11 protein-coding genes are annotated in these 9430 nt (G+C 65.6%); 6 read left to right on the forward strand and 5 right to left on the reverse strand.

The features are described from left to right. Nucleotides 1-334: 334 nt before the first annotated feature. A complete protein-coding gene (gene gluQRS / locus B3E94_RS24690; RefSeq protein WP_286915577.1) occupies nt 335-1222 on the reverse strand; it encodes a tRNA glutamyl-Q(34) synthetase GluQRS in 888 nt (295 codons plus the stop codon). Nucleotides 1223-1285: 63 nt separating this feature from the next. Then, a complete protein-coding gene (gene dksA, locus B3E94_RS24695; RefSeq protein ID WP_176517410.1) occupies nt 1286-1729 on the reverse strand; it encodes an RNA polymerase-binding protein DksA in 444 nt (147 codons plus the stop codon). 211 nt (nt 1730-1940) lie between these two features. Between dksA and B3E94_RS24700 the strand changes: the two genes are divergently transcribed. After that, nucleotides 1941-3113: a pyridoxal phosphate-dependent aminotransferase gene (locus B3E94_RS24700; protein WP_286915578.1), complete on the forward strand. Its 1173-nt coding sequence runs from the start codon at nt 1941-1943 to the stop codon at nt 3111-3113. Next, on the forward strand, nt 3113-3826 hold the full coding sequence (sfsA, locus tag B3E94_RS24705) for a DNA/RNA nuclease SfsA (protein WP_176517408.1): 714 nt from the start codon (nt 3113-3115) through the stop codon (nt 3824-3826). The genes B3E94_RS24700 and sfsA overlap by 1 nt, the downstream gene beginning before the upstream one ends. Here sfsA and B3E94_RS24710 read toward each other — a convergent pair. After that, nucleotides 3816-4133 carry a Rieske (2Fe-2S) protein gene (locus B3E94_RS24710; RefSeq protein WP_236237736.1) on the reverse strand — a complete coding sequence of 106 codons (318 nt, stop codon included), beginning with the start codon at nt 4131-4133 and terminating at the stop codon, nt 3816-3818. The two genes, sfsA and B3E94_RS24710, sit on opposite strands and share 11 nt — an antisense overlap. Before the next feature lie 149 nt (nt 4134-4282). Here B3E94_RS24710 and B3E94_RS24715 point away from each other — a divergent pair, with 149 nt between their 5' ends. Genes B3E94_RS24715 through B3E94_RS24730 form a run of 4 tightly spaced genes read left to right on the forward strand, consistent with a single transcriptional unit; the run spans nt 4283 to nt 7868 of the window. Beyond that, nucleotides 4283-5167 (forward strand): heme/hemin ABC transporter substrate-binding protein, encoded by an 885-nt coding sequence (locus B3E94_RS24715; RefSeq protein WP_286915579.1) that lies wholly within the window; start codon nt 4283-4285, stop codon nt 5165-5167. A gap of 50 nt (nt 5168-5217) precedes the next feature. Further along, nucleotides 5218-6201, forward strand: coding sequence for a FecCD family ABC transporter permease (locus B3E94_RS24720; RefSeq protein WP_176517435.1), 984 nt, complete (start codon nt 5218-5220; stop codon nt 6199-6201). After that, the gene (locus B3E94_RS24725) at nt 6201-6968 is read left to right on the forward strand and encodes a heme ABC transporter ATP-binding protein (protein WP_286915580.1); all 768 of its coding nucleotides are present in this window, start codon (nt 6201-6203) and stop codon (nt 6966-6968) included. The genes B3E94_RS24720 and B3E94_RS24725 overlap by 1 nt, the downstream gene beginning before the upstream one ends. 12 nt (nt 6969-6980) lie before the next feature. Next, on the forward strand, nt 6981-7868 hold the full coding sequence (locus B3E94_RS24730; protein ID WP_286915581.1) for a ChaN family lipoprotein: 888 nt from the start codon (nt 6981-6983) through the stop codon (nt 7866-7868). A gap of 182 nt (nt 7869-8050) precedes the next feature. Here the strand turns inward: B3E94_RS24730 and B3E94_RS24735 are convergent, their stop codons facing one another. Next, a complete protein-coding gene (locus B3E94_RS24735; protein ID WP_286915582.1) occupies nt 8051-8329 on the reverse strand; it encodes a TfoX/Sxy family protein in 279 nt (92 codons plus the stop codon). 235 nt (nt 8330-8564) lie between these two features. Further along, nucleotides 8565-9430: bifunctional aminoglycoside phosphotransferase/ATP-binding protein (locus tag B3E94_RS24740; protein ID WP_286915583.1), on the reverse strand; the 866-nt coding region annotated here is incomplete at its 5' end.

Genomic DNA, 9430 nt, shown 5'->3' on the forward strand with positions numbered 1-9430 from the left:
CGACGATCAGGATCAGCCAGAGTAGGTAGGGGCGGTACCAGGCTCCGGTCGGCTCGATCCACCAGTCCATGATGGCCGGGGAGAACAGATAGATCCCCACGACCAGAAGCAGGACCAAACGATAGATGTACATGCTGGCCTCGATGGTTGGGCGCTGCGGGCTTGGACTTATTATTGGCGCAAATGGCGGGGGCGATGCTAGCGGGAATCGGTAGGGTTCGCCAAGGGTTTGAATTTGTTGGGCTTTTGTTTTTGTGGCATGGGTTGACCCAAGCGCGGGGCAAAAGGTTTGCTGTGTGGGAGCGGGCTTGCCCGCGAAGAGGCCGGTATGGCCTCAGCGCAAATCCGCCTCGGGCACTGTGGTCCTTTGCGCAATCGCCTGTGGCTGCCAGCATTGGCGCGCCACCGCCAGCACTTCGGCGGGTGTGGCAATCAGCAGCTGCGGGTCGACGTCCTGCCCCAGCGCGCGCAACGCCCGCAGCAACAGCGGCGTGGCTTGATCGGCCTCGAGCGGTGGCGAGCGGTACGACTTGCCCAGCTTGTGGCCATCGGGCTGCACGATCAGCGGGATATGCAGGTAACGCGGCTGGGAAAAGCCGAGCAGTTCCTGCAGGTACAGCTGGCGGGGCGTGTTGTCGAGCAGATCGGCGCCGCGCACGATATCGGTCACGCCCTGCCAGGCGTCATCCAGCACCACGGCCAATTGATAGGCATACAGGCCGTCGCGGCGCTGGATGATGAAGTCACCCACCTCGCGGCCCAGGTGCTGCTGGAAATCACCTTGCACCCGGTCGCTGAAGCGGTAGATCAGCTCGGGAACCCGCAGGCGGATCGCCGCGCCTTCGCGGGCGTGCCCCGCGTTGCGGCAAAAGCCTGGGTAGATGCCGTCATGGCCTTCGAGCTGCTTGCGCGAGCAGGTGCAGGCATAGGCCAGGCCCATGTTGAACAGGCGGTCGACCACGGCGGCGTAGGCGTCGTGGCGCTGGCTCTGGTACACCACCTCGCCATCCCACTCCAGGCCGTAGCGTTCCAAGGTCTGCAGGATCGCGTCGCGGGCACCGGGCATTTCCCGCGGCGGGTCGGTGTCTTCCATGCGCAGCAGCCAGCGGCCGTTGACGGCGCGGGCATCGAGCCAGGAGGCAAGGGCGGCGACCAGCGAGCCGAAATGCAGGAAGCCGCTCGGGGTGGGGGCGAAGCGTCCGATGTAGCGGGAGTCGTTCATGGCATTGCCGGGCATATAAATGAAACGGGGCGCAAGATGCGCCCCGTTCGGATGGAACAAGTGTCAGCCTTTGCCGACGGTCTTTTCCTTTTTCTCCGAGATTTCCTTGCAGTCGAAGCACAGGTCGGCGGTCGGGCGGGCTTCCAGACGGCGCAGGCCGATCTCGATACCGCAGGAATCGCACCAGCCGTATTCTTCGTCCTGGATTTTCTGCAGGGTCTTGTCGATCTTCTTGATCAACTTGCGCTCGCGATCGCGGTTGCGCAGCTCCAGGGCAAACTCTTCCTCCTGGCTGGCGCGGTCGGCCGGGTCCGGGAAGTTCGCAGCTTCGTCCTTCATGTGGTCTACGGTGCGGTCGACACTCTGCATGAGCTCGCCTTTCCAAGCATTGAGAAGCTTGGTGAAGTGCTTCTTCATGGGCTCGCCCATGTACTCTTCGCCCTTGGTCTCTTTATAGGGCTCGACACCGTACATGGTCTGGGTTTTTTGCTTTTCTACGGTGGACATGAATAGACCGCCTCTCACTCATCTGATCCAATGCGCAGGCTGCTCCATCTCCGGCACCCGCCGGCCCTGCGACTGCGAGCCGCCGAACTTACCAGATAGATCGGGGGTTGCGCTAGCCCGCCCGATCCTAGGTGTTGACCGCAGCGCGCGTCGCACGTTCGGTGGGATGCAAAGGTAGAATCAACAGTTTAGACCCTATTGAGAGAAGGTCATGGCCCACCCATACAGTGCGCGCAGCCGCGCCATCGAACCCTTCCATGTCATGGCGTTGCTGGCCCGGGCCAACGAACTGCAGGCGGCCGGCCACGATGTGATCCACCTGGAAATCGGCGAGCCGGACTTCACCACCGCCGCGCCCATCGTCGCGGCTGGCCAGGCTGCCCTGGCTGCCGGGCACACCCGCTACACCGCGGCGCGTGGCCTGCCGGCCCTGCGTGAGGCGATCGCCGGTTTCTACGGGCAACGCTACGGCGTTTCGGTCGACCCCGAGCGCATTCTGATCACCCCAGGCGGCTCCGGCGCCTTGCTGCTGGCCGCCAGCCTGCTGGTCGACCCCGGCAAGCACTGGCTGCTGGCCGACCCGGGCTACCCGTGCAACCGCCATTTCCTGCGCCTGGTCGAAGGCGGTGCGCAACTGGTGCCGGTGGGGCCGGAGGTCAACTACCAGCTCACCGCCGACCTGGTCGAGCGCTACTGGGACAAGGACAGCGTCGGCGCCCTGGTGGCCTCGCCGGCCAACCCGACCGGCACGGTGCTGAGCCGCGAGGAGCTGGCCAGCCTGTCCAAGGCTACCCGCGAGCGCCACGGGCACCTGGTGGTGGACGAGATCTACCACGGCCTGACCTACGGCATGGATGCGCCCAGCGTGCTGGAAGTGGATGACTCGGCCTTCGTCCTTAATAGTTTTTCCAAGTATTTCGGCATGACCGGTTGGCGACTGGGTTGGCTGGTGGCACCGCCCAATGCCGTGGCCGACCTAGAAAAACTGGCGCAAAACCTCTACATCAGCGCCCCCAGTATGGCCCAGCACGCTGCCCTGGCGTGCTTCCAGCCAGAAACCCTGGCGATCTTCGAAGAACGCCGCGCCGAGTTCGCCCGCCGTCGCGACTACCTGCTGCCGGCCCTGCGCGAGCTGGGCTTTCGCATCGCCGTGGAGCCGCAGGGGGCGTTCTACCTGTATGCCGACATCAGCGCCTTTGGCGGTGACGCCTTCGCCTTCTGCCGGCACTTCCTGGAAACCGAGCACCTGGCCTTCACCCCCGGCCTGGACTTTGGCCGCCACCTGGCCGGCCACCATGTGCGCTTTGCCTACACCCAGAGCCTGCCGCGCCTGGAAGAGGCGGTACAGCGCATTGCCCGTGGGCTGCTGAGCTGGCAGGGCTGATGGTGTTCTTTCCTTTACTCGAGCAAGGGCGCCTGCTGCGCCGCTACAAGCGTTTTCTGGCGGATATCGAACTGGCCAATGGTGAGCAACTGACCATTCACTGCCCCAACACCGGGTCGATGCTCAATTGCATGCGCGAAGGTGGGCAAGTCTGGTTCAGCCGCTCCAACGACCCCAAGCGCAAGCTACCGGGCACCTGGGAAATCAGCGAAACGCCCCAGGGCCGGCTGGCCTGCATCAATACCGGGCGGGCCAATGCGCTGGTCGAAGAGGCCCTGCGCGCCGGCGTGATTGCCGAACTGGCGGGCTTCACCGCGCTCAAGCGCGAAGTGGCTTATGGCGAGGAGGGCAGCCGGGTGGACTTTCGCCTGGAGTTCGCTGACGGGCCGGCTTATGTCGAGGTCAAGAGCGTGACCCTCGGCTACCCGGACAGCGCCGTGGCGGCCTTCCCGGATGCCGTGACCCAGCGCGGTGCCAAGCACCTGCGCGAGCTGGCATCGCTGGCCCGCCAGGGGATCCGCGCGGTGCAGCTGTACTGCGTGAACCTCACCGGTATCGAGGCGGTGCGCCCTGCCGAGGAAATCGACGCGGCCTATGCCAAGGCGTTGCGCGCTGCCGTGGCCGATGGGGTTGAGGTGCTGGCCTATGGTGCGCGGCTGGATGCCGAGCAGATCGTCATCGACCGCCCGCTGCCGGTGTTGCTCAACCGGTGAACCAGATGCCCTGGCTGTCTTCCCGGCAGCCCAGGGCCTGCAACGCCTCGCCTTCGCACGGGCCGGCCACGCATTCGCCACTTTCGATCAGGAACAGGGCGCCATGATGGGCGCAGTGGATCAAGCTCGCGCTCTCGTCCAGGAAGGCATCTGCCGCCCAGTTCAAGGGGATGCCCCGGTGCGGGCAGCGGTTGCGGTAGAGGTGCACCTGGCCTTGGCGGCGCACGCCGAACAGGTCGATGCCGTCTACGCTGAAGGCGCGGCTGTGGCCCTCGGCCAGCGCAGCGGAAGTACAAAGGAAGTGCATTGCAAGGAAGGCTCGTGAAACAAAGGGATGGCTTGACGCTTCAATGCGAATAATTATCAAATTGCCCGCATTCGCTGCGCCAGGTGGTCTATGGTGCGCAGTTCTGCCGCTTGCCACAAGGTGCGCGGCCCGCCTTCAGAAGGAACCCGATGATGCGCCGTCCCGCCGCCATGCTCGCCTTGTGCGCAGCCCTCGTTGCTTCCACCCAGGCCCTGGCTGCCGAACTGCCGCAGCGCTGGGTCAGCGCAGGCGGTGCATTGAGCGAGTGGATCAGTGAACTGGGCGGCCAGCCACGGCTGGTGGGCGTCGACACCACCAGCCAGCACCCCGAGGCGCTCAAGGCGCTGCCGAGCATCGGCTATCAGCGGCAGCTGTCGGCCGAGGGCATTCTCAGCTTGCGCCCGGACGTGCTGGTAGGCACCGAGGAGATGGGCCCGCCACCGGTGCTGGCGCAGATCCGCAACGCCGGTGTGCGCGTGGAACTGTTCTCCAGCCAGGCCGACCTCGCCGCCGTCGATGCCAACCTCAAGCACCTGGGCACCTTGCTCGGCGCCGAGCAGAAGGCTGCGCAACTGGCTGCTGGCTACCATCAGCAGCTCGAAGCCCTGCAAGTTCAGATCAAGCAGGCCCAGGCCAGTCACAAGGCGCCCGGGGTGCTGCTGCTGGTGGGCCATGCGGGTGCCAAGCCGCTGATTGCCGGGCAGGGCACTGCGGGCGACTGGCTGTTGCGCCAGGCGGGGGCGCGCAACCTGGCCGAGCACCAGGGCTACAAGAACTTCTCCAATGAAGCATTGGCGGCGCTGGACCCGGATGTGGTGGTGTTCTCCGACCGCGCCTTGGCCGGCGAGCAGGCCTTGCAGGCACTGCTCAAGGAAAACCCGGCCCTGGCCGCCTCGCGTGCCGTGCGTGACAAACGCCTGCTGTCGCTGGACCCGACCCTGCTGGTCGGCGGCCTGGGCCCACGCTTGCCGATGGCCCTGCAGGACCTGGCGTCAGCCTTCTACCCGGCGGCCAAGGTCAGCATCACGCAATGAAGCAACGAGTCCAACCCCGTACCCTGATCATCTGCCTGAGCCTGCTGTGCCTGTTGGCGGTCTGGCTTTCACTGGCCCTGGGCCCGGTCAGCCTGCCGTTGTTCGATACCCTGCGCGCTGGCCTGCGGCTGCTGGGCCTGCCCATCGCCGGCGATGGCCTGCAGCAGGCGGAAATGATCCTCGGCCAGATCCGCCTGCCACGCACCCTGTTGGGGCTGGCGGTTGGCGCGGTGCTGGCGCTGTCCGGGGTGGCCATGCAGGGGCTGTTTCGCAACCCACTGGCCGACCCCGGGCTGGTGGGCGTCGCTGCGGGCGCTGCGATGGGCGCTGCAGTGGCGATCGTCGGCGGTAGCTGGTTCGGCGGCATGCCCGAGGTTTTGGCACCTTATCTGCTATCGGTGTGCGCCTTTGTCGGTGGCCTTGGCGTGACTGCGCTGGTCTATCGCTTGGGGCGACGCGACGGGCAGACCAACGTCGCCACCATGTTGCTGGCCGGTGTGGCGATGACCGCACTGGGCGGCGCGGCGGTGGGCCTGTTTTCCTATCTGGCCGACGATGCCACCTTGCGCACCCTGACCTTCTGGAACCTGGGCAGCCTCAACGGCGCCAGCTATGACCGGCTGTGGCCGCTGCTGATCGTTGCCGCGGGTGTGGCGCTGTGGTTGCCGCGCCGTGCGCGGGCACTCAATGCCTTGTTGCTGGGCGAATCGGAGGCGCGGCATTTGGGCATCGAGGTGGAGCGGCTCAAGCGTGAACTGGTGTTCTGCACCGCGCTTGGCGTAGGCGCGGCCGTGGCGGCGGCGGGGCTGATCGGCTTCATCGGCCTGGTGGTGCCGCACCTGGTGCGTTTGCTGGCAGGGCCCGACCATCGCGTGGTGTTGCCGGCATCGTTGTTGGCTGGTGGCGTGCTGATGCTGTTCGCCGACCTGGTGGCGCGCTTGGCGCTGGCGCCTGCCGAATTGCCGATCGGCATCGTCACTGCATTTATCGGTGCACCGTTCTTCCTGGTTTTGCTGATTCGAGGGCGCAGCTGATGTTGCAAGTCGAGGGCCTGCACCTGCGGCGCGGGAGCAATGAGGTGCTGCACGACCTGAACCTGCAATTGCACCCGGGGCAGGTGGTGGGCGTGCTCGGCCCCAATGGCGCGGGCAAGAGCAGCCTGCTGGGCGTGCTGTGTGGCGAACTTACGCCTGGCCAGGGGCAGGTGACCTTGCAGGGCCGGCCATTGGCCGACTGGGCAGGGCCGGAGCGGGCCAGGCGCCTGGCGGTGTTGCCCCAGGTGTCCAGCCTGGGCTTTTCGTTCAAGGTCGAGGAAGTGGTGGGCATGGGCCGCATGCCCCATGACAGCGGCCAGCTGCGTGATGCCGAGATCGTCGAAGCGGCCCTGCGTGCGGCGGATGCCTGGCACCTGCTGGGCCGCAGCTACCTGGCCCTGTCGGGCGGCGAGCGGCAGCGGGTACACCTGGCACGTGTGCTGGCCCAGTTGTGGCCGGGCGAGGCAGGTACCACCTTGCTGCTCGACGAGCCCACCTCGATGCTCGACCCGCTGCACCAGCACACCACGCTACAGGCCGTGCGCAGCTTTGCCGACCGCGGCGCGGCCGTGCTGGTGATCCTGCATGACCTGAACCTGGCGGCGCGCTACTGTGATCGTATCCTGTTGCTCGAAGCTGGCCGCTGCCATGCGCTGGCTACGCCGGAGCAGGTGCTGACGCCTGCCGCGCTCAAGTCGGTATTCGGTATCGAGGTGCTGGTTCAACCCCATCCGGAACGGGGCCATCCACTCATCATCACCCGCTAGGAGGCTTTGCTCATGCGCCATCCATGGCTGTCTGGCTCGTTGCTGTGCCTGTTGCTGTCGCTGGCGGGGTGCCAGGCCAGCCTGCCGCCACTACCGGCCTGGCAGGGCAGCGAAGGGCGGGACAACCTGGCGCTGGGGCAGATTCAAGACCTGGCCAGCGGCCAGGTGATCAGCCCGGAACAGTTGGTCGAGCGGTTGGCTGGCGCACCGCGGGTGCTGGTGGGCGAGAAGCACGACAACCCCGACCATCACGCCTTGCAGCTGTGGTTGCTGCGGGCACTGGAGGCCCAGCGAACGCAGGGCAGCCTGTTGCTGGAGATGTTGCAGCCCGAGCAGCAGGCGCAGCTGGATGCCGTGCAGGGCCAAGCGAAGCTGCCGGATGACCTGCCCAAGGCACTGGCCTGGCAGGACGGCTGGGACTGGCAGCTTTATGGGCCGATCGTCCGCGAGGCCCTGCAGAATCGCATCGCGCTGCTGCCGGCCAACCTGTCAGCCAGCGAAATGCGTGCAGCCTATCGCCAGCCGACACCCTTGCCAGGGGTGAAGTCCAATGCGCCTGCGGTACAGGCGGCTTTGCTCGAGCAAGTGCGGGCGGGGCACTGTGGGTTGCTGCCGGAAAGCCAATTGCCGGCCATGCTGGCGGTCCAGCAGCAGCGTGATCGGCGCATCGCCGAGCGCTTGCTGGCCGCGCCACAGCCTGCGCTGTTGCTCACGGGTGCCTATCACGCGCGCAAGGACCTTGGCGTGCCGTTGCACCTGGAGGACCTGGGGGCCAAGGGCGACAGCAAGGTGCTGATACTCGCCGAGGTGGGCGAGCCGGTGCAGGCGGAGATGGCGGACTATGCCTGGTACACGCCCGGCACGCCGGCGCAGGATTACTGCGCGCAGCTGCGTAAATAAGGTTTTCGCCAATCGCAGGCAAAAAAAGACCCGGCAAATTGCCGGGTCAATAACCGTGATTAGCCTGATGAGGAGATAATCTGAGAGTCCGAACCAGGGGCTTTCAGTTTATCCAACCAGTCTCGCGACCAGTTGTGATAATCATAACGATTCTCATTTCGTCGTCAATCCCTTTTCGCGGTTTATTTCAGATTTTTTTGCGTACTGCCTTTGGCATCCAGTTGTTGGATGAGCGCTTGCTTGCGCTCGGCCGGCAGATCATTCCAGTGCATGTCCAGCAGGGCGCCTTCAATGGCGTACAGCAGCACTTTCGACGCCCGGAATCCTCGCGTTTTCACGGCCTGGTACGCACCGACCGCGCCTAGGCGACGCAAGTCCGATGCACTGTGGATACCAGCCGCGTGCAACCACTGCGCGGAGGTCTTGCCAAGATTCTTAAGATGCTGCAATTCATCGTTCATCGAGCCTCCTTGCGATGGCTGAACGGGTCTTGTGGGATAAATCGCGAGCAGGTCAGGAAGGAGTGTAGCGGGGGTTGGGAAATGCGCGGCCTTTTGCCATCGGTGGCGACGATTGGGGATTCAGCGGTGGTTGACGACCCCATCGCCGGCAAGCCGACTCCAACAAAACCACCACTGCCCATAGGCCTGTGAGTTCAATGTGGAAGCCGGCTTGCCGGCGATAGGGTCGACGCGGTTAGAGCCCCGGCAGACGCTGGCGAATCTGGTCGATCACCTGGTCCATGCTGGCGCTTTCTTGCGTATCGACACGCGTCGCGTGCGGCAGTTCTTTGGCCTCCAGCGGCTCGCGGCTGGCCTGCTGGGCCTTGACCACTTCCAGGGTGGCGTCCGACGGGTCGGTCATTTCTGCCTGGCGCTGCTGCAGCCAGCTGGCGATCACGGCCTCCGGGGCATGGCAATCGAGGATCAGGAACGGCACGCCGGTGGCGCTGGCAACTTCTGCCGCGGCCTGGCGCTGGGCGTGCTTCAGGTAGGTGGCGTCGAGCACCACCGGGAACCCGGCACGCAGGATGGTGCTGGCCAGCTCATGCAGGCGCTGGTAGGTCGCGGCGCTGGCGTCCTGGTCGTAGATGCCGGCGTCCTGTTGCCCCGAGTGCGTCGGCTGTTGCTCGCCGAACAGGCGCTTGCGCTCCACGTCCGAACGCACGCGCACGGCGCCCAGGGCCTCGACCAGGCGCATGGCCACGTGGCTCTTGCCCACGGCCGAGACGCCATGGGTGATGGCCAGCAGGCGCGAGGGGATGGCGCTGTAGCTTTCGGCCAGGTTGGCATAGTTGCGGTAGGTGCGCAGGGTGGTGGCGCGCTGCACGCCATCGGCCTCGGCGGGCATGCTGAACAAGGCCACCTTGGCCCGCACCAGGGCGCGGTAGGCCTTGTAGAAGTTCAGCACTTCCAGGCCCTCGTAGTCGCCGGTCAGCTCCAGGTATTGGCTGATGAAGCGCCGTGCCAGGCACTTGAGGCCGCGGTCTTCCAGGTCCATGGCGAGGAAGCCGGTGTCGGCCCAGACATCGGTCATGCGAAACGGCTCGTTGAACTCGATGC

It is taken from the genome of Pseudomonas sp. UBA6315, assembly GCF_002438125.1.
Taxonomy (GTDB): domain Bacteria; phylum Pseudomonadota; class Gammaproteobacteria; order Pseudomonadales; family Pseudomonadaceae; genus Aquipseudomonas; species Aquipseudomonas faucium.